Source organism: Providencia sp. SP181 (assembly GCF_050446505.1).
In the GTDB taxonomy this organism is placed as follows: domain Bacteria; phylum Pseudomonadota; class Gammaproteobacteria; order Enterobacterales; family Enterobacteriaceae; genus Providencia; species Providencia vermicola.
In genome coordinates this window covers 39,069-59,172 of the sequence record NZ_JBBPXM010000018.1, presented here as the reverse complement: position 1 = coordinate 59,172, position 20,104 = coordinate 39,069, and the positions used below count along the sequence as shown (strand labels likewise).

13 protein-coding genes and 1 rRNA gene are annotated in these 20,104 nt (G+C 39.6%); 11 read left to right on the top strand and 3 right to left on the bottom strand.

The annotated features are described in order from the left end of the window. The first annotated feature begins 124 nt into the window (after positions 1 to 124). The 5 genes from rrf (at position 125) to aceK (ending at position 7,056) form a co-directional block, all read left to right on the top strand. Positions 125 to 240, top strand: a 5S ribosomal RNA gene (gene rrf, locus AABS66_RS19635). Between the two features lie 715 nt (positions 241 to 955). Continuing rightward, positions 956 to 1,885 carry a homoserine O-acetyltransferase MetA gene (gene metA / locus AABS66_RS19630; RefSeq protein WP_272539930.1) on the top strand — a complete coding sequence of 310 codons (930 nt, stop codon included), beginning with the start codon at positions 956 to 958 and terminating at the stop codon, positions 1,883 to 1,885. A gap of 363 nt (positions 1,886 to 2,248) precedes the next feature. Next, positions 2,249 to 3,847, top strand: a complete 1,599-nt coding sequence (gene aceB / locus AABS66_RS19625; protein ID WP_430225344.1) for a malate synthase A — start codon at positions 2,249 to 2,251, stop codon at positions 3,845 to 3,847. A gap of 56 nt (positions 3,848 to 3,903) precedes the next feature. Further along, positions 3,904 to 5,211 carry an isocitrate lyase gene (gene aceA, locus AABS66_RS19620; RefSeq protein ID WP_206086209.1) on the top strand — a complete coding sequence of 436 codons (1,308 nt, stop codon included), beginning with the start codon at positions 3,904 to 3,906 and terminating at the stop codon, positions 5,209 to 5,211. 105 nt (positions 5,212 to 5,316) lie between these two features. Further along, positions 5,317 to 7,056 (top strand): bifunctional isocitrate dehydrogenase kinase/phosphatase, encoded by a 1,740-nt coding sequence (gene aceK / locus AABS66_RS19615; RefSeq protein WP_430225343.1) that lies wholly within the window; start codon positions 5,317 to 5,319, stop codon positions 7,054 to 7,056. A gap of 67 nt (positions 7,057 to 7,123) precedes the next feature. Here the strand turns inward: aceK and AABS66_RS19610 are convergent, their stop codons facing one another. Beyond that, a complete protein-coding gene (locus tag AABS66_RS19610) occupies positions 7,124 to 7,765 on the bottom strand; it encodes a bifunctional 4-hydroxy-2-oxoglutarate aldolase/2-dehydro-3-deoxy-phosphogluconate aldolase (protein WP_206086211.1) in 642 nt (213 codons plus the stop codon). Between the two features lie 26 nt (positions 7,766 to 7,791). Beyond that, positions 7,792 to 9,618 (bottom strand): phosphogluconate dehydratase, encoded by a 1,827-nt coding sequence (edd, locus tag AABS66_RS19605; RefSeq protein ID WP_375084293.1) that lies wholly within the window; start codon positions 9,616 to 9,618, stop codon positions 7,792 to 7,794. Positions 9,619 to 9,967: 349 nt separating this feature from the next. On the opposite strand from edd, the gene AABS66_RS19600 reads away from it, so the two are divergent. From AABS66_RS19600 to AABS66_RS19590, 3 genes are all read left to right on the top strand, one after another. Further along, positions 9,968 to 10,747, top strand: coding sequence for an N-acetylmuramoyl-L-alanine amidase-like domain-containing protein (locus AABS66_RS19600; RefSeq protein ID WP_206086213.1), 780 nt, complete (start codon positions 9,968 to 9,970; stop codon positions 10,745 to 10,747). Between the two features lie 458 nt (positions 10,748 to 11,205). Further along, positions 11,206 to 11,475: a helix-turn-helix domain-containing protein gene (locus AABS66_RS19595; RefSeq protein WP_225820633.1), complete on the top strand. Its 270-nt coding sequence runs from the start codon at positions 11,206 to 11,208 to the stop codon at positions 11,473 to 11,475. A gap of 572 nt (positions 11,476 to 12,047) precedes the next feature. Beyond that, complete coding sequence (locus tag AABS66_RS19590) at positions 12,048 to 12,941, top strand: N-acetylmuramoyl-L-alanine amidase (RefSeq protein WP_206086215.1); 894 nt, start codon at positions 12,048 to 12,050, stop codon at positions 12,939 to 12,941. Positions 12,942 to 13,024: 83 nt separating this feature from the next. On the opposite strand, the gene iclR is transcribed toward AABS66_RS19590, so the two are convergent. After that, positions 13,025 to 13,855: a glyoxylate bypass operon transcriptional repressor IclR gene (iclR, locus tag AABS66_RS19585; protein ID WP_225820635.1), complete on the bottom strand. Its 831-nt coding sequence runs from the start codon at positions 13,853 to 13,855 to the stop codon at positions 13,025 to 13,027. Between the two features lie 206 nt (positions 13,856 to 14,061). On the opposite strand from iclR, the gene metH reads away from it, so the two are divergent. The 3 genes from metH (at position 14,062) to AABS66_RS19570 (ending at position 20,048) form a co-directional block, all read left to right on the top strand. Continuing rightward, on the top strand, positions 14,062 to 17,745 hold the full coding sequence (gene metH / locus AABS66_RS19580) for a methionine synthase (protein WP_206086217.1): 3,684 nt from the start codon (positions 14,062 to 14,064) through the stop codon (positions 17,743 to 17,745). Between the two features lie 67 nt (positions 17,746 to 17,812). Further along, entirely contained in the window at positions 17,813 to 18,403 is a 591-nt protein-coding gene (locus AABS66_RS19575) for a hypothetical protein (protein WP_206086218.1), read from the top strand. Positions 18,404 to 18,578: 175 nt separating this feature from the next. Further along, positions 18,579 to 20,048, top strand: a complete 1,470-nt coding sequence (locus AABS66_RS19570; protein ID WP_430225342.1) for a tetratricopeptide repeat protein — start codon at positions 18,579 to 18,581, stop codon at positions 20,046 to 20,048. Positions 20,049 to 20,104: the final 56 nt, after the last annotated feature.

Here is a 20,104-nt window from a genome sequence, read left to right as displayed (position 1 = left end):
AGAGAGACGAGATAGTTTTCAAATGTGCGTGAGAAGCCGAAAGGTGACGGACACAGCAGCTTGTTCAAGATTGATGTTCTGGTTTAGCGAAGAAAAGCGCTGAACGGGAACGAAACCGAATTTGTCTGGCGGCAATAGCGCGGTGGTCCCACCTGACCCCATGCCGAACTCAGCAGTGAAACGCCGTAGCGCCGATGGTAGTGTGGGGTCTCCCCATGTGAGAGTAGGGAACTGCCAGACATTAAATTAGTGAGAAAGCCACCCATTGGGTGGCTTTTTTGCGTTTGGGGAATGGGGCCAAGAAAAGGCCGAGATGACGAGATAAATAACGCAAGCTAAGCGAATCGATAATCCCCTCAGCAACCAATCGTTGTGTTACCCGTGTTCGGTGTTCACGTCATTATGACTTGTGATTAAAACGTAGAAATTCTTCTAAGCTTATCAATAATCTACTTAGCAACTCATCGTTGTGTGATCCGTATTCTGTGTTTACGTCGTTATGACTTGTGATTAAAACGGAGAAATCTTTGTAAGCTTATCAATAATCCTTCTCAGTAACTAACATTACTGTGTTTTTTACTTCTTATTAGATTATGGTGAAGTAGATGACAATATTTTGATTTTTCTAGTTAATGAATTGATTTTATTATTTTTTATTAATTAATTTGAATTGGTAGACCCTTTTGGTTAAGGGAAGAAGAAGATTAGATTAGCTCTAATTAATATCAAAAGTGTATAAGTTAAATCAGTATCTATAAATTATCATGAGTAGATAAAAAATATATAAAATCAGCTAGTTACGTCTCTGCTATATTTGAAAAGAAATCAAGACAAGTCACTTGGCATGAAATTATTTCAATCACCCTTGAAATACTCGACAAGGTGCTTAACATTGGTTAGATTATTTAGCATTCTAGAAGTCTAAACGTATACAAGTGTAAAAAGGGGATGAACGATGCCGATTCGTTTACCAGACGAGTTACCTGCTGTGAATTTCTTGCGCGAAGAAAATGTTTTTGTCATGACAACGACAAGGGCTAGCCTTCAGGAGATCCGTCCCTTGAAAGTATTAATATTAAACTTAATGCCCAAAAAAATAGAAACTGAAAACCAGTTCCTAAGGCTATTGTCGAATACACCTTTACAGGTTGATATTCAACTATTGAGAATTGACCAAAGAGAGTCAAAAAATACACCGATAGAGCATTTGAATAATTTTTATTGTGATTTTGAGGATATTAAAGGACAAAATTTTGATGGTTTAATTGTCACTGGAGCTCCTTTAGGTTTAGTGGAATTTGATGATGTGTGTTATTGGAGCCAAATTGAAAAAGTGATTACATGGGCTAAAGATCATGTGACTTCAACACTTTTTGTTTGCTGGGCGGTACAAGCAGCATTAAAAGTGCTTTATGATTTGCCAAAATGGACACGTACAGAAAAACTTTCGGGTGTTTATCAACATGATACATTAGAGCCACATGCATTACTAACTCGGGGATTTGACGCCTCATTTTATGCGCCTCACTCACGGTATGCTGATTTTCCGGAGGAGCTTATTCGAGAGTATACGGACTTGGAAATACTAGCGAGTTCTGAAGAAGCTGGAGCTTACTTATTTGCGTCTAAAGATAAACGCCTTGCTTTTGTTACAGGGCACCCTGAATACGATAAAGATACGCTTGCTCAGGAGTATTGGCGTGACTTTGATGCGGGGATATCTCCAGAGATCCCATGTAATTATTTTAAAAATAATGATCCAAACAACCCGCCATTGATCAGTTGGCGGAGTCATGGGCACTTACTTTTTTCTAATTGGTTGAATTATTATGTGTACCAGATCACACCTTTCGATCTTAGTCACATGGAGCCGACTTTAGACTAAAAAAGAATCATTATTTTGCTGGTTTTTTAATAATCATTAGGAATGTGGGACTTTATTAATTTTTATGGGGTTAAATTCCAGTTAAAAGATCATTTACAGTATAAAAGCAGCTACTTTGTAGCTGCTTTTTTGTTTTTCGGACAAACTATTCTAATTATAAATCGTTTGATAATTACTTTATTTAACAGATAGTTAACATATTTTATTTTAATAACGAAAATAAAAACCTAAAAAAATTTATAAAAAAACTCATATTTATCATTTAGTTATTAGTGTTTTTCATTAAAATGGAAATCGTTTTTGATTTATTTTGTTTTTGAGATTAAGCTTAATTCATAAACAAATATGAATGAGGGTTGCTCAATGGAACACCAATTATTAGCATCAGATTTAATATTTACTAAAGGAATAGCTGATCGAGATAATCGAGTATTACATAATGATTCTATTGAATTTCTTGTTCATTTAGTTGAGGTTTTTTTACCTCGCAGAAATCAATTACTGAAAGAAAGGCTGGAAAGACAGGCAAAAATTGATGCAGGTGAATTGCCAGGTTTTATTTCGGAATCGAATTCCATAAAAAATGAAAATTGGAAAATACAAAATATTCCAGAAGACTTACGTGATCGTCGTGTTGAAATTACAGGCCCTGTGGAACGCAAAATGGTTATTAATGCCTTGAACGCTAACGTTAAAGTTTTTATGGCAGATTTTGAAGATTCTCTTTCGCCTTCTTGGGAAAAGTTAATTGATGGGCAGATCAACTTAAGTGATGCTATTAACGGTGATATTTCCTATACCAATGAGAATGGTAAGGTTTATCAGCTTAAATCAGATCCTGCTGTATTAATTGCCCGCGTCAGGGGTTTGCACCTCGATGAAAAGCATGTGTTATTTGGTGACACGCCAATTCCTGGCGGGTTATTTGATTTTGCACTGTATTTTTACAATAACTATCAAGCATTGTTAAAAAAAGGCAGTGGTCCTTATTTTTACATTCCAAAGCTAGAATCTTGGCAGGAAGCGAAATGGTGGAGTGATGTTTTTAGTGCTGCCGAAGACTTTGCAGGATTACCTCGAGGAACAATTAAAGCAACGGTTTTGATTGAAACATTACCTGCCGTATTTCAAATGGATGAGATCCTTTATCACATGCGCCACCATATTGTTGGATTAAATTGTGGACGCTGGGATTATATTTTCAGTTATATCAAAACATTAAAAGAGCACTCTGATAGGGTGTTGCCCGACCGGCAAGTCGTCACAATGACCCAAGACTTTTTAAGTGCATATTCTCGTTTGTTAATTAAGACGTGCCATCGTCGCGGGGCGTTTGCCATGGGGGGGATGTCTGCATTTATTCCGAGTAAAGATGAAGAAGAAAACCAGACGATTCTAGCCAAGGTAAGAGCTGATAAAGAATTAGAAGCAATAAATGGCCATGATGGCTCCTGGGTAGCGCATCCAGGTTTAGCTGATGTTGTCATGGCGGTTTTTGATAAGACACTTGGTGAGCGGGCTAACCAACTTGATGTGTCTCGTGATTCTGACCCAGAAATCACCGCTGAGCAGCTTTTAACACCTTGTTCTGGTGAAAGAACTGATGCTGGAATGAGAGCGAATATCCGCGTTGCAGTGCAGTATATCGAAGCTTGGATATCGGGTAATGGCTGTGTCCCTATTTATGGACTAATGGAGGATGCGGCAACAGCTGAAATTTCAAGAACCTCTATTTGGCAATGGATAAGGCATGGTAAATCCTTGTCAAATGGTGAAAAGGTAACCAAGGTTCTTTTCGAAGAGATGTTAGATGAAGAGCTTCAGGTTATCCAAAAAGAGCTGGGAGATAAGCGCTTTCAAAGTGGGCGTTTCAGAGAGGCGGCAGATTTAATGAGGCGCATTACAACGCAAGACGAGCTCATTGAGTTTCTGACTATCCCTGGATACCAATTATTAGACTAATAATTGCAAATATAACATTCGATAAACCCTACATATTTTTATAAAGGAAGTGGATCATGACGACATCGCGCTTAGAGCAAATTGCCCAATTAGAAAATGAATGGAAAAAACCACGTTGGAAAGGTATTACACGCCCGTATTCGGCTGAAGACGTTATTAAGTTACGTGGTTCAGTTAATTTGGAATATACATTAGCACGTAAAGGCGCTGAACGTTTTTGGGAACAGCTGCACGGGAAATCTAAAAAAGGCTATGTTAATGCACTTGGTGCATTAACGGGCGGGCAAGCTTTGCAACAAGCAAAAGCAGGCATTGAAGCGATTTATTTGTCAGGTTGGCAAGTCGCTGCTGATGCAAATACTGCTTCGAGTATGTATCCAGATCAGTCACTTTACCCTGTTGATTCCGTACCTTCAGTTGTGCAGAAGATTAATAATACTTTTCGTCGAGCTGACCAAATTCAATGGGCTAATGGGATTGGGCCAGATAACAAAGAATATATTGATTTCTTTTTGCCTATTGTTGCGGATGCCGAAGCGGGTTTTGGTGGAGTACTAAACGCCTTTGAATTAATGAAGAATATGATAGAAGCGGGTGCGGCGGCTGTACATTTTGAAGACCAACTTGCGGCAGTGAAAAAGTGTGGTCATATGGGGGGAAAAGTTTTAGTGCCGACCCAAGAAGCTATCCAAAAATTGGTTGCTGCAAGGCTAGCTGCGGATGTGTCTGGGGTTCCAACTATTTTAATTGCTCGTACAGATGCGGATGCTGCTGACCTTTTGACTTCCGATTGTGATGAGTATGATGCAGGTTTTGTGACGGGAGAACGTACATCAGAAGGCTTTTTCCGTACTAATGCGGGTATTGAGCAAGCGATCAGTCGTGGCTTAGCTTATGCACCATATGCTGACCTTGTTTGGTGTGAAACATCAAAACCTGACTTAGAAGCTGCAAGGCAATTTGCGAATGCTATTCATGCGAAATACCCTGGAAAGCTACTGGCTTATAATTGCTCTCCATCGTTTAACTGGAAGAAGAACTTAGATGATGCCACGATTGCCCGCTTCCAAGATGAACTCGCAGCTATGGGTTATCGCTTCCAGTTTATTACATTAGCAGGTATCCACAGTATGTGGTTTAACATGTTTGACCTTGCACATTCTTATGCGCAAGGAGAAGGAATGCGCCATTATGTAGAAAAAGTTCAGGAATGTGAATTTGCGGCAATGAATAAGGGGTATACCTTCTCTTCACACCAACAAGAAGTGGGGACAGGCTATTTTGATAAGGTGACAACTGTTATTCAAGGTGGAACTTCTTCAGTGACGGCTTTAACGGGGTCAACAGAAGAAGAGCAATTCTAGTCAGTATTTTCTTTATTCGGTGTTTCTGTTTATTTGATGTATCGGTTAACTTTCAGGCACGTTAAGTGCCTGTTTTTTCTTTAAAGAAATAAATGGGGGGTCAATATGATCCTGACAACTGAGCAGATCATCGCCCAAACAATCTTGCAGGGATTTGATGCGCAATATGGGCGCTTCCTTGAAATAACATCGGGGGCTCAAGAACGGTTTGAGCGGGCAGACTGGCATGCTGTGCAATCTGCGATGAAACAACGTATTCAACTATATGATCATCATGTTGGATTAGTTGTTGCTCAGTTACAATTTATGGGGTTAGTACAATCATTAACACCTGATAAATTGGCGTTAATCAAAAATGTTTATAAAACATTGTTACCTGATTATCCACGCTTTGAAATTGCAGAAAGTTTTTTTAACTCAGTATACTGCCGATTATTTCAGCATAGAGAACTGACCCAGGATAACTTATTTATCTTTACCTCGCAGCCAGCGAGGCGCTTTTCTTCTTCTCCGCGGCCTCTCGCGAGGGAATACCATGCGGATGATAATTTAGCTTCTTTGCTGTTTTCAATTTTGAGTGGGTTGCCATTAAGGTTACCTTGGAGAAATTTAAGTTTTGATATTCAATGTATTATAAAATCTCTTGAACATCAGTTTTTGAATGCTAATTTGCAAAAATGTAGCCTGCATATTGCAAATGAGCTGTTTTACCGCAATAAAGCAGCTTGGTTGGTAGGCAAAATTTATATTAACGATAAAGTGTATCCATTTTTATTACCAATTCATCAAGATGAACATGGCAAAATATATATTGATACTTGTTTAGTCACATTTGATGAGGTGAGTATCGTATTTGGTTTTGCTCGTTCTTATTTTATGGTATATGCCCCTTTTCCTGCAGCACTGGTGTTTTGGTTAAGGGAAATCCTGCCAAGTAAGTCGATTGCTGAGCTTTATATGGCGATTGGGTGCCAAAAACATGGGAAAACAGAATATTATCGAGAGTATTTAGCGTACATTAACTTTTCTAGAGAGCAATTTACCATTGCGCCAGGGGTTAAAGGGATGGTGATGTTGGTGTTCACTGCACCTGCTTTTGATCGGGTATTTAAAATTATTAAAGATACATTTGCACCGCAAAAAAATGTGACAAAAGAAAGGGTGCAAGAGTGTTATCGGATCGTCAAAGAACATGATCGAGTCGGGCGAATGGCGGATACCCAAGAATTTGAAAATTTTGTGATAAATAAAAGTGCGATTAGTTACGAATTAATGAGAGAACTGTTAAATGAAGCACCATCACAGATTGAAGATCTGGGGGACAAGATATTAATTCGTCATTTATATATGGAAAGAAAGATGGTGCCGCTGAATATTTACATGGATAACGCAAATGGTGAGCAGTTAAATAATGCATTGAATGAGTACGCCTGGGCAATTAAACAGTTGGCCGCTGCAAATATTTTCCCAGGGGATATGCTTTTTAAAAATTTTGGTGTCACACGGCATGGGAGAGTTGTGTTTTATGATTATGACGAAATTTGTTATATGACGGAGGTCAATTTTCGTCATATACCCGAAGCACAGTACCCTGAGCAGGAATTATCTGGGGAGCCGTGGTATAGCATCGGCGAGCATGATGTTTTCCCAGAGGAGTTTGCTTCATTTATTTGCCAAAATAGGCAAATTCGTGATTATTTACAGCAACATCATGCCGATTTGTTTTCAGCGGATTATTGGCAAACACGACAAAAACGCATTTTAAATGGTCATGTAGAGGATGTTTATGCATACCGTGAAGAATTACGTTTTTGCTATCAATTTAACGAATTACTACCTTGTTGAGTGGTCGTATTATCCCTTGTAAGGCGAGTTAGATAGAGACTCGGTGATAGCCGAGTCGTTGATAAATTTAGGCTTGTATACCTTGAATTGCATCTTGAGCTAACTGTGTGATTTTTTCATAGTTCCCAGAGTTCAATGCATCTTCAGGGACTAACCATGACCCTCCAATACAAAGCACGTTATCTAGAGCTAGATAGTCACGATAGTTAGTTAATGATATTCCACCAGTTGGGCAGAATTTTACTTGCGAAAATGGGCCTGTAATGGCTTTGAGTGCTTTAACGCCACCATTAGCTTCAGCGGGGAAAAATTTGAATTCTTTTAAACCATAATTCATACCAAGCATCAGCTCTGAAACGGTAGAAATACCTGGAATTAAGGGGATATTTCCTTGAACTGCGGCGGCTAATAGTTCTTCGGTTAAACCTGGGCTGATAGCAAATTGAGCACCTGCTTGGGAAACTTCCATGAGTTGTTTTGCATTAATGACAGTACCAGCTCCGACAATGGCCTCTGGTACTTCTTGAGCAATTAAACGAATTGCATCAATGGCACACTCAGTTCTTAGAGTCACCTCTAACACGTTGATACCACCATCAATAAGGGCTTTTGCGAGAGGTACGGCTTGTTCTAGTTTTTTGATAACAATGACGGGGACGACAGGACCTTGTTTAAGAATAGCCTCTGCTGACGTTTTCCAATTATTCATATTTTATTCCTATTAGTAAAAATAGATTAAAAATCAATACTGCAGGCGCCTTTTTCGGCATCAGATAAATTGCGTCTTAATGCACCGAAAAGCTCTCTGCCGCAACCCATATGCTTATCACTCAAGCCATGTTTACATACGGGACGTTTCGCGATTTCTTGCTCATCAATAAGGAGTTGTAGTTCACCAGTTAGCGCATTCACTCTGATCATATCTCCATCTTTGACTTTTGATAGGAGCCCACCAGTGTATGCTTCTGGTGTCACATGAATGGCCGATGGTACTTTACCTGATGCGCCTGAAAGTCGTCCGTCAGTCACTAGGGCAACTTTATAGCCCCTATCCATTAGCACACCAAGAGGTGGCATTAATTTATGAAGCTCTGGCATGCCATTAGCGGATGGGCCTTGAAAACGAACGACGATGATACAATCCCGATTTAAAGCTCCTGACTCAAATTGGGCGGCAATATCATTTTGATTATTAAAGACAACTGCAGGAGCCTCAATAATCTGATTTTCTTCAGGAACCGCAGATGTTTTCATCATTGCACGGCCTAAATTACCAGAAAGTAATTTTGTTCCACCATGATGGGAAAAAGGCTTATCAATTTGTGCAATGACTTCGGGATTATATGAATCTTTAGGGCCATCACGCCATTCTAAATGACCGTTATTTAGCCAAGGTTCTTGTGTATAACGGGAAAGGCCAAAACCTGCAACCGTGTTAACATTTTCATGTAATAGCCCTTTTTGTAGTAATTGATGAATTAATAATGCAACACCCCCTGCTGCTTGAAACTGATTGATATCCGCCTGCCCATTTGGATAAATACGGCAAATCAGCGGGACAATCTCAGAGAGATCAGAGAAATCATCCCAATTAATGATAATACCTGCGGCACGGGCAATGGCAACGAGGTGCATGGTGAGGTTGGTTGAACCTCCCGTTGCAAGTAGGGCAACAATACCATTGACGATCACTTTTTCATCAACTAAATGCCCGATAGGTAAATATTGGCCTGATTGTTCAGTTAAACGAGTGATTTGTTGTGCAGCTGCGTTTGTTAATGCATCACGTAGGGGCGTTTCGGGAGGAACAAAAGATGCGCCTGGTAAATGTAAGCCCATGACTTCCATAACCATTTGGTTTGAGTTAGCTGTTCCATAAAAAGTACAAGTTCCAATACCATGATAGGATGCGGCTTCGGCTTCTAATAATTCGCTTCGGCCAACTTTCCCTTCAACATATAGCTGGCGAATACGCACTTTCTCTTTGTTGGGTAACCCTGTAGACATGGGACCTGCGGGAACAAAAATCGCGGGAAGGTGGCCAAATGATAAAGCACCAAGCATTAAACCAGGCACAATTTTGTCACAAATGCCTAAATATAGTGCACCATCAAACATATTGTGAGATAAGCCAATTGCTGTTGACATTGCGATGACATCACGACTGAGCATAGATAGTTCCATACCATCTTGCCCTTGAGTCACGCCATCACACATGGCAGGAACGCCAGCTGCGACTTGTCCGATAGAGCCTGCATTAAGTAATGCTTTTTTTAATTGTTCTGGGTAGTGATCGTATGGACGATGCGCAGACAACATGTCGTTATAAGAATTAATAATGGCAATATCCGCCCGAGTCATACTTTTGAGTATTTGTTTTTCTTCTGTCTGACAGGCAGCAAAACCGTGAGCGAGGTTACCACAAGCTAACGAAGCGCGATGAACAGTTGTGGTACGAGCCTGTTCAATTTTGCTCAGATAAGCGGCACGTGTTTGTGCTGAACGACAAATAATGCGTTGAGTGATATGTGCCAGTTCATCATGGATAGTGGTTAATGTCATGGTTTCAGAGATACTTTTGCTCATGATAATTGCTCCATAAGGCGGATAAAAAATAATGATTTCTACTTGGTTTTAGATTGTGTCTTGTTCATTCAGCAGCCGTTATTTTTTCAAAATCAAACATTGTTACCGGTAACATTGTTTAGCTAAAAAGTTTAAATAGCAATCATCAAAGTGAAAATTAAACACTAACTGTGACTTTAATCAAAATTAGCCAATCAACAGCTCTGTGCAGAAAAAGAGCAAATCGCATGCTATAGTGATAAAAATAAAGGTGTTAATGGCTGATTGATGCTATTTATACGATGATTGAGTTAAATGTAGCGGATAAAAATACAAGAGTCTTCGAATGCTAAAACACGTTGTTATTGTTGTAGTGTGGTTATATGCATCCATTGTGAATGCACAGGTAGCGCTATCCGCAGGGTCGTATACGGTTTTGATGAATATACTCAGCCAGCAACGTGAATTAAGTCAACATCATCAGCAAGCAGAAAAAGTTGAAATGATTACTCAGTCTTTAATAGGCACACCGTATAATAAATATACGTTAAATCAATCTCGGGCCACCATAGAAACACTCGTTGTGAACTTAAAAGCGATGGATTGTATGACGTTTATTGAATATACAGAGGCATTCAAACGCTCTGAAAGTTATGAGCAATTTATAACAAACTTAACAGATATTCGTTATGTTGATCAGAATATTAGCTTTACTAATCGGCGTCATTTTTTTTCGGATTGGGCACAAGAACCTAACCCAATCGCTTGGGATATTACTCAACAAATCAGTCCACATGCGGTAATGGTAAATAAAAGACTTAATTTGAATAACCAGGGTAGTTTTTTTATTGCAGGGGTGTCTGTAAAAGACAGGCTAATCCACTATATACCAGTGAGATTTGTTGATAATAATGTCATTAATCATTTAAAAACAGGGGATTACATTGGTATTTATTCTAAAAAAAGTGGGTTGGATGTCTCACATGTCGGTATCATTATTAAACAAGGAGATAATACTTTATTTAGAAATGCATCGTCACTAAAAGGAAACTTAAAAGTCAGTGATACCGAGTTAAAGCATTATTTAGCAGGAAAACAGGGCATTATTATTTTTAGGGCAAAATAGATTAATTATCAAATCATAAGGATTAAAATAATAGCTATTTAATCATTTTTGCTGATTATTTGTCATAAATAAAAGGGAGTTTCATTTAGGTAGCAATTAAACAGTTAGTTTCACTTTTTTTAAAAAATGAAATTAAATTAAGAATATGAATTGGTATGTATTTTTATTAGTTACTAATTATTACCAGTAACATTAAAAGTGTAAAAGGATATTAAATTATCGATTTGATCAATAAAGTATCACAATATATTTTAAATGCATTAAATTTAAAAAAAGCTTTTATAAAGCAATAGATTGCTTTATAAATAATACGAAAGTCTCTTTTTTTTGTATATAAAAAACAGGTTTACCTATCAATTTCTGTTATTTTGATTGTTCATAACTATTTTAAATGTATTCGATTAATTTTATAATGATTAATACTAGCTAAATTTTATTTTCTTATTTAGGAGATGGTTATGCATATCGTTAACAAGAAAAATATTTATGCATTATTGGGAAATCATTTACGAAAAGCTAGAGTGAGCAAGGGGTTATCTGGGAATGAGCTAGGTTCAGTTATTCAGTTAAGCCAGCAACAAGTGTCTCGTTATGAGTTAGGAATTAACAAATTAAGTTTAGATAAATTAATTGAAATAGTCATTTTTCTAGATATCGATATTAATGAAATTACTAAATTGATCATAAAACAGGTTGAGTATGAAAAAAATGAGCTAATACCAAGTTAAAAATTTTTTATGATATTTCAATAAATTTCATGGTTAATCTGCTGTATTAAAAAGTGATTCTACCTACAAGGAACTGATTTCTCATTTATTACGTTGCCTAATAAAAATAAATTAATGGATTGTACTTACTGTTATAAGTATCGTTATGATGATAAATTCTTAAGAGTGAAAAATATTCAAGTCTATTTTGCACAACTGTAATTAATTGAATTAATATTTTTTCAAATTAAAGCGATTAATATCTTCTTAATAATTTTTTGTATTTTTATTTCATTTTTTAAGTGGGTAACAACAAGCGCCTATTAGTAAAAAATGGTGATTGATGAAAGTTTTTTTGTTTCATTCTGAACATAAAAAATGTATTGTAGTATGAAAAACAAGCTTACTTATTTTTTCTATAAGAGATAGAAGAGGGTAGGTAAGCTTTAAAAAATGCACCTATGCTAATTTATTCTACCTACAATTTTTCTATTAAGTTCTACTATAGAAAAGCTGTACGGTTTCTATAGTGTTATCGATAACCTTGTGTTTAAATATGTAACACACTACAGGTAGGATAAGGTTAAAGTTTGATGTTGAAATATATAGGGATATTTTTCATTTTCTTACTTGTTGGGTGTACAGCTCCCACGTCAAATAATGGTTATTACGTCGATAAACGCTACCCTTCTCAAAATACCAGTGAACGCATCCAGTATGTTATTTTGCACTATACGGTGTCTGATGATAATCATTCTATTAAAATATTGACGAAAGGTAAGGTCAGTTCTCACTATCTAATTCCAAGTCATCCAGATACTAAAGAGGGTAAACCTATTGTATTGCAACTCGTTCCTGAAGAGTTAAAGGCTTGGCATGCAGGTGATAGCCGGTGGCTTTACCATACCAGCCTGAATGATTCTTCAATAGGGATTGAAATTGTGAATGCTGGCTTTCAGGGAGATAAAAAAGGGGACAAAAGCTGGCCTCCTTTTAATGAGTCACAGGTTACAGCCTTAATTCCGTTATTAAAAGATATTATGCAGAGGTATAACATTCCTCCCGAGAATATCATTGGTCATAGTGATATTGCACCGTTACGTAAGCAAGACCCTGGTAGAGCCTTTCCATGGCAACGCCTTTCACAACAAGGTATCGGGGCTTGGCCTGATCCTAAAACAGTGAGTAAGTACCTTGCAGAACGAAATGTGAATGAGCCTGCTAATATACTTCGTCTCCAGAAAGCGCTGAAGTTTTACGGGTATTCAGGTATTCCGTTATCAGGTCAGTTGGATGTACAAACGAAAAAAACCTTACGTGCATTTCAATTACACTTCAGACCGCGGGATATTGAGGGGTTAGCGGATGCAGAGACAGAAGCTATCGCCCTTGCATTGATTGAAAAATATCGCGATATATCAAAATTTAAAGCCTTTGAGAGAACGAGGCAGCTAGAACATGTTCCTACTACACAGCAAGGGGATTAGTTTTTTAAACACCCTTGGTTTTACAGTGTGTTACCAATAAAAGTGCGGGTTTCCCCGCATTTTATGTTTCTGAGATGCTGAAACTAGCGATTTGCCCCATACTCGCGGCTAATTTCTTTTGCCGCTTTGATGACCATCGCACCTAACTCTGTAATGCGGTCATCTGTGATTCGAGATAACGGCCCAGAGATAGATATCGCAGCAAAAGCCTCTTTGTGTTCATCATAAATACAGGCACCAATGCATCTTAAGCCTAAAGCATGCTCTTCATCATCATAAGAAAACCCTTGTTTCTTGGCTTGCTGTAAATTTTCTTTTAATGCAGAAGGGTTGGTTAAGGTAAAGGGGGTATAAGCATGTAACCCTTTACGGCTTAAAAGTGGAATGAGCTTATCTTCAGGTAAATTAGCGATAAACGCTTTACCTGCACCAGATGCATGTAAAGGGAGTTTGCCACCAATTGGCGCAGACATGCGCATTAATGCAGTACATTGTACTTGGTCGACAATAACGGCATCGTACTCAGTATGGTCAAGAATCGCTAAATTGACGGTTTCACCAGATTCATCCATTAAACGACGTAAAATAGGGTGAACTAACGCTAACAAATTCCGACTTTCTAAGAAACTACTACCAATAATAAAGGCGTTGGAGGCGATAACCCACAAACCTAAGTCACCCGTTTGGCGTACAAAGCCGTGCTGTTCTAAGGTCATTAATAGCCGGTGTGTTGTTGAGTTTGGTAAGCCCGCTTGTAATGCGAGATCAGTTAAAGCAATGCCCCCAGTAGATTCAGAAATATATTCCAACAGTGTGAGTCCACGGCTTAATGATTGAACTTGCCCTGCTGCGGTTGCACCACTTGCTGGCCCTTTTGCTTTTTTAAGTTTTTTTGTAATTGGTGCCGTTGCCATTAAGCCTCTCCTGACTGTAATGAAATTTGATTCTATTATGAACTAACTAAGCTGAAAATACTCATCGGATCAGTGAGGAAGTGATCGTCACATAACCTGAGAAACTCTCATCATAACAGTGAATTTCAAACACAAAAGTTATGGTAGGATGTTAAGTGTAAAAATTTGACTTATTTCTCAGTGTTTCCGATCAGGAGGGCAGTGCAGTGTCCGAAAAAGTGAATCAATTAGAACAAGAATTAAAAAAACGTATATTGGTATTAGATGGTGCGATGGGGACAATGATCCAGCAGCACAAACTAACAGAAGAACAATTTCGTGGTGAGCGTTTTGCGGATTGGCCAAGTGATTTAAAAGGCAACAATGACCTGTTAGTCCTCACTCAGCCTGAGATCATTCGAGAAATTCATAGTCAATATTTTGAAGCGGGCGCAGATATTGTTGAAACCAATACATTTAACTCCACATCTATTGCGATGGCGGATTATAAAATGGAAGCAATTTCCGCAGAAATTAATGAAGTCGCTGCACGTATTGCTCGTGAATGTGCAGATGAGTGGACACGGAAAACCCCTGAAAAGCCACGTTATGTTGCTGGGGTATTAGGGCCAACCAACCGAACTGCATCGATTTCTCCAGATGTGAACGACCCTGCTTTTCGTAATATCACCTTTGATCAATTAGTTGAGGCATATAGAGAATCAACTCGATCACTTGTAAAAGGTGGCGTTGATCTGATCATGATCGAAACTATTTTTGATACGTTGAATGCCAAAGCAGCTATTTTTGCAGTAGAAACTGAGCTTGAAGCGTTGGGCGTGTCATTGCCTATCATGATTTCAGGAACAATAACTGACGCTTCAGGCAGAACACTTTCAGGGCAAACAACAGAAGCTTTTTATAACTCATTGCGTCATGCGCAGCCGATATCATTTGGGCTGAATTGTGCATTAGGGCCAGATGAGTTGCGTCAATATATTGCAGAATTGTCACGAATTGCTGAATGTTATGTGAGTGCTCACCCTAATGCGGGGTTACCAAATGCTTTTGGTGAATATGACCTTGATGCACAAAACATGGCGCAGCAGATCCAAGAATGGGCAAAAGCAGGTTTCTTGAATATTGTTGGTGGGTGCTGTGGAACAACACCGCTGCATATTCGTAAAATGGCGGAAGCTGTAAAGGGGATATCGCCCCGTCAATTACCCAGTTTACCTGTTGAATGCCGCCTTTCAGGGTTAGAACCGTTAAACATTGGGGCAAAATCGTTGTTTGTGAATGTGGGGGAAAGAACCAATGTCACAGGATCAGCAAAATTTAAGCGTTTGATTAAAGAAGAAAACTACCAAGAAGCCTTAGATGTGGCTCGCCAGCAGGTGGAAAGTGGTGCCCAAATTATTGATATTAATATGGATGAGGGCATGTTGGATTCCCATGCGGCTATGGTGCGCTTTTTGAATTTGATCGCGGGAGAGCCCGATATTGCTCGAGTGCCAATTATGATTGACTCCTCGAAATGGGACGTTATCGAGGCAGGCCTTAAGTGCATACAAGGCAAAGGTATTGTGAATTCCATTTCAATGAAAGAGGGAGTTGAGGCCTTTGTTGAACACGCCAAATTATTGCGCAAATACGGTGCTGCTGTTGTCGTCATGGCATTTGATGAGGTAGGCCAGGCTGATACACGTGAACGGAAAATTGAAATTTGCCGCCGTGCCTACCAGATTTTGACGGAAGAAGTGGGCTTTCCCCCTGAAGATATCATTTTTGACCCTAATATTTTTGCTGTCGCGACAGGTATCGAAGAACATAATAATTATGCAGTTGATTTTATTGAGGTTTGTAAGGATATCAAAGAACAGCTTCCCCATGCGATGATTTCTGGTGGTGTTTCCAACGTTTCTTTCTCATTTAGGGGAAATGATCCTGTTCGAGAGGCGATCCACGCGGTGTTCCTGTATTACGCGATCCGTAATGGCATGGATATGGGGATCGTCAACGCGGGGCAATTAGCCATTTATGACGACCTGCCTACGGAGTTAAAAGATGCCGTCGAAGATGTGATTTTAAACCGCCGTGATGATAGTACGGAGCGTTTGTTGGAGCTGGCTGAAAAATATCGCGGTTCAGGCTCGGTTGAGCAGCAAGTTCAACAGGCGGAGTGGCGCAGTTGGGATGTGGAAAAGCGCTTAGAATATGCTTTAGTGAAAGGGATTACCGAATTTATTATTCAAGATACAGAAGAAACCCGCCAGCGTGCATCGAGCCCCATTGAAGTTATTGAAGGGCCATTAATGAACGGTATGAACGTGGTCGGAGACCTGTTTGGTGAAGGGAAAATGTTCTTACCCCAGGTGGTGAAATCGGCTCGTGTGATGAAACAAGCAGTGGCTTATTTAGAACCGTACATTCAAGAGCTTAAGCAGTCAGGTAGTAGTGCAGGGAAGGTATTACTCGCCACCGTAAAAGGCGATGTCCATGATATTGGCAAAAATATTGTTGGGGTAGTACTTCAGTGTAATAACTATGAAATCATCGATTTAGGTGTAATGGTACCATGTGAAACAATTTTAAAAACGGCGCGTGAGCAAAATGTCGATATTATTGGGTTGTCTGGTTTGATCACTCCATCTCTTGATGAAATGGTGCACGTCGCAAAAGAGATGGAAAGGCAAGGTTTCACATTGCCATTATTGATTGGTGGCGCAACAACCTCGAAAGCACATACTGCGGTAAAAATTGAGCCAAATTATACAGGGCCAACTACCTATGTACAGAATGCATCACGTACTGTTGGGGTTGTTGCTGCACTCTTATCTGAAACACAAAAAGAGGATTTTGTTGCGCGCACGCGTCGTGAGTATGACACTGTGCGTATACAACATGGGCGAAGAAGGCCGAAGACCCCACCCGTTACGCTGGATATCGCACGAGCGAATGCCGTGAATATTGACTGGCAAGCTTATCAACCTCCTGTACCAAAATCGCTAGGCGTTCAAGAAGTTAGTGCCTCAATAGCGACCTTGCGAGAGTATATCGACTGGACGCCATTTTTTATGACATGGTCATTGGCAGGCAAATACCCGCGTATTTTAGAAGACGAAGTCGTCGGGTCTGAAGCTCGTAAGTTATTGAATGATGCCAATGAGATGTTAGATAGACTTGAAAAAGAGCATTTACTGATTCCCAAAGGTATTTTTGGCCTATTCCCTGCCAACCGTGTTGGTGACGATGTTGAAATTTATACGGATGAAACTCGTGCTAACGTTCAAGCGCGGAGTTTGAATCTACGCCAGCAAACCTTAAAAACGGATTTTCCGAATTATTGCTTATCAGATTTTGTGGCACCAAAAGATAGCGGTAAAGCAGATTATATTGGGGCATTTGCTGTTACAGGTGGCCTTGAAGAGGATGCGCTGGCGGATGAATACGAAAAACAGCATGATGACTATAATAAAATTATGGTCAAAGCGCTGGCGGATAGGCTCGCGGAAGCATTTGCAGAATATTTACATCAGCAGGTGCGTACCCAATATTGGGGCTATGCGGCGGATGAAAATTTGAGTAATGAAGAGCTAATCCGCGAAAATTACCAAGGTATTCGTCCTGCACCAGGGTATCCTGCTTGCCCTGAGCACACAGAAAAAGAGAAAATTTGGCAGTTATTAGACGTTGAAAACCAAGTGGGGATGAAATTGACAAGCTCCTATGCAATGTGGCCAGGGGCGGCGGTATCGGGCTGGTATTTTAGTCACCCAGACAGTAAATACTTTGCGGTGGCGCAGTTGCAAAAAGACCAAATAATGGACTATTCACAGCGTAAAGGGATGTCGGTAACGGAACTGGAGCGCTGGTTAGCCCCTAACTTAGGCTATGACCCTGAAGATTGATAAAACAGTGTATTGATTTTTCAGGTGTTTGGCACCATCTTATGGATAAAGACATTAAAGGGGTCCAATGATGAGCTATGAATTTATTATTGAAAATGAACTGCCACAATCTGTGGCATTTCCTTATCAGAGCCAAAACAGTGCGGCACCTGGCACTTTTCTGATGAGTGAAGATGCGGTTAGTGCCATGATGAGCATCTTACAAATTATGGATAAGCTCGATACAGATGAGTCCCTTGATGAGCACTGTTTTAACCAAATTTGGTTAAAAAGTGAGTTAACCCCCGCACGTGCAGAAGAAATTTATTTGTTTTTGGAAGAACGTTTAGCGGTAGAACCCTTGCCTTCGCAAGAAGAGATTGCGGCATTTCATCAGGCACAAGTGGATGAAAACAAGCTACTATCGCAAGAAAGTAGCAAAGAGGGCATGATCCCAGTCCATAAGTTTTCCACTAATGATGGTTGGTTAGTGACGACGAAAGAGTGCGAATGGATAGCAGAGGTATTCGCTCCCGAGTTGGTGAGTGAAAACCACTTTGTGGTGTCGCAAATTTCTGAGTTATGCAAAATTAGCCATCAAAAACTGGAGCATTTACTGATTGAATGGGGCAAATTTAATTTATTTGCTAGTAAACATGGTGGTTACCGTGTTAATTAAGTTTCTGATGGTTTAATCTTTGATTTAGGTGGTGGTCATTTTAGTCGTGAATGAACATCACCTAAGCTTTTCGACGAAATTCCTTTCTAATCGTGTTTTTTCAGCTTGAATCCCTTATGAATTTTTTATTGGAGTGTTATGTTAGCAATATAACGCCAATGAATAGGTTGTGGTGATGAAATTACGGTATTTATTTTTAGTAGTTTGTTTGGGTATAACCTCTTTTGCTCAGGCGACTTCTGAAGCGCCTTCCACAAAAAATAAACCAGCAGAAACGACAGCGCAGAGTCGTGATGTGGTGCTTCCCGATGATTTTAAAGCTCAGTTAAGATCGGCTAAAGCAGGGGATGTTGATGCGATGGTGGATATTGGGCTTGCCTATATGGAAGGAACTGATTTTTTAAACATTGATGATAAAGAAGCTTATCGTTGGTTTAAAAAAGTGTCTGATTTGGGTAATACTGATGGGGATTATTATCTCGGTATGTTATTGCAAAATCAGGAAAAATATAAACAAGCTGAGCGTTGGTATCGGCGTGGTGCAGAAAAAGGGGATGCATATTGCCAATATGCGCTGGGCTACTTTTATGAGCATGGTTTAGGTGTTACGCAAAATTTCAAGCAAGCCAAAGCGTGGTATTCGGAAGCTGCAGAGCAAGAACATGCTAATGCACAATTTGCTATGGGGCTTTTTTACCATGATGGTCTTGGTGGGAATGTGGATTACCAAAAAGCTCGTGAATGGTATGAGCGAAGTGCCGTCAATAATATCGCCGCCGCCGTTAACAACCTTGCCGTGATGTATGAAAATGGTGAAGGCGTTGAAAAAAATGATGAAACCGCTATTTATCTCTATCGCCAAGCGGCCAATATGGGCTCTGCGATTGCGCAAAACAATATGGGTGACTTTTATCAGCAAGGCCATTTGCTCATCGAAAAAAATGGCTATCAAGCAATGTACTGGTATAAACGAGCCGCTCAGCAAAATAACGTTGATGCGCAACTGGCTATCGCAAGTGCCTATGAAGCTGGAGATGGCGTCGGAAAAGATTTAGCCGAAGCATTTGTTTGGTACGAGCGTGCTGCACAAAATGAGTCACTGGATGCGGGTATGAAAGTGGCTGAATTTTATGAAAAAGGATTAGGTGGTATTGAGAAAAACTCAGCAAAAGCCATTGAGCTATACAAAGCGTTAGCCAAGAATGAGTCTGATGATGCGCAAATTAAATTAGCGAAGATGTATGTTGCTGGTGAAGTAAATGATGTGAATATCAAGGATGTCGTCAATTGGCTGCAGCTGGCGGAAGACGATAGCCTTGAAGCCAAAAACCAATTAGCGATTTTCTATTTAACGGGAACGGGTGTTGCGCAAAATACACAGAAAGCACGCCAACTATTGGAAAAAGTGGCTTTTAAGAAAAATAGTGATGCGCAAAATAACCTTGCGGTGATGTATGCCCGAGGTGAAGGCGGAGAGAAAAACATTTTTCGTTCTGTGATGTGGTTTGAGCGAGCAGCAGAGTTAGGGAATGAAACGGCAAAACGTAATTTATCGCTCTTGCAGAATAATAAAGAGGTTAAGGCCTCGATGCTGCGCTATACCGATAATATCAATCAATCGATGGAAAACTTGAAAAAGCGTTAAGTTTCCAATTAAAAGGCGATCATGAAGATCGCCTTATCGTTTTTTGATCGGATCGT

Bases quoted from the DNA above. Each gene is read 5' to 3' on its own strand.
- aceK (WP_430225343.1), top strand. From the start codon at position 5,317: ATGATCCTGACAACTGAGCAGATCATCGCCCAAACAATCTTGCAGGGA.
- AABS66_RS19600 (WP_206086213.1), top strand. From the start codon at position 9,968: ATGCTAAAACACGTTGTTATTGTTGTAGTGTGGTTATATGCATCCATT.
- AABS66_RS19610 (WP_206086211.1), bottom strand. From the start codon at position 7,765: ATGAATAATTGGAAAACGTCAGCAGAGGCTATTCTTAAACAAGGTCCT.
- AABS66_RS19570 (WP_430225342.1), top strand. From the start codon at position 18,579: ATGAAATTACGGTATTTATTTTTAGTAGTTTGTTTGGGTATAACCTCT.
- metA (WP_272539930.1), top strand. From the start codon at position 956: ATGCCGATTCGTTTACCAGACGAGTTACCTGCTGTGAATTTCTTGCGC.
- AABS66_RS19595 (WP_225820633.1), top strand. From the start codon at position 11,206: ATGCATATCGTTAACAAGAAAAATATTTATGCATTATTGGGAAATCAT.
- aceB (WP_430225344.1), top strand. From the start codon at position 2,249: ATGGAACACCAATTATTAGCATCAGATTTAATATTTACTAAAGGAATA.
- aceA (WP_206086209.1), top strand. From the start codon at position 3,904: ATGACGACATCGCGCTTAGAGCAAATTGCCCAATTAGAAAATGAATGG.
- edd (WP_375084293.1), bottom strand. From the start codon at position 9,618: ATGACATTAACCACTATCCATGATGAACTGGCACATATCACTCAACGC.
- AABS66_RS19590 (WP_206086215.1), top strand. From the start codon at position 12,048: ATGTTGAAATATATAGGGATATTTTTCATTTTCTTACTTGTTGGGTGT.
- AABS66_RS19575 (WP_206086218.1), top strand. From the start codon at position 17,813: ATGATGAGCTATGAATTTATTATTGAAAATGAACTGCCACAATCTGTG.
- iclR (WP_225820635.1), bottom strand. From the start codon at position 13,855: ATGGCAACGGCACCAATTACAAAAAAACTTAAAAAAGCAAAAGGGCCA.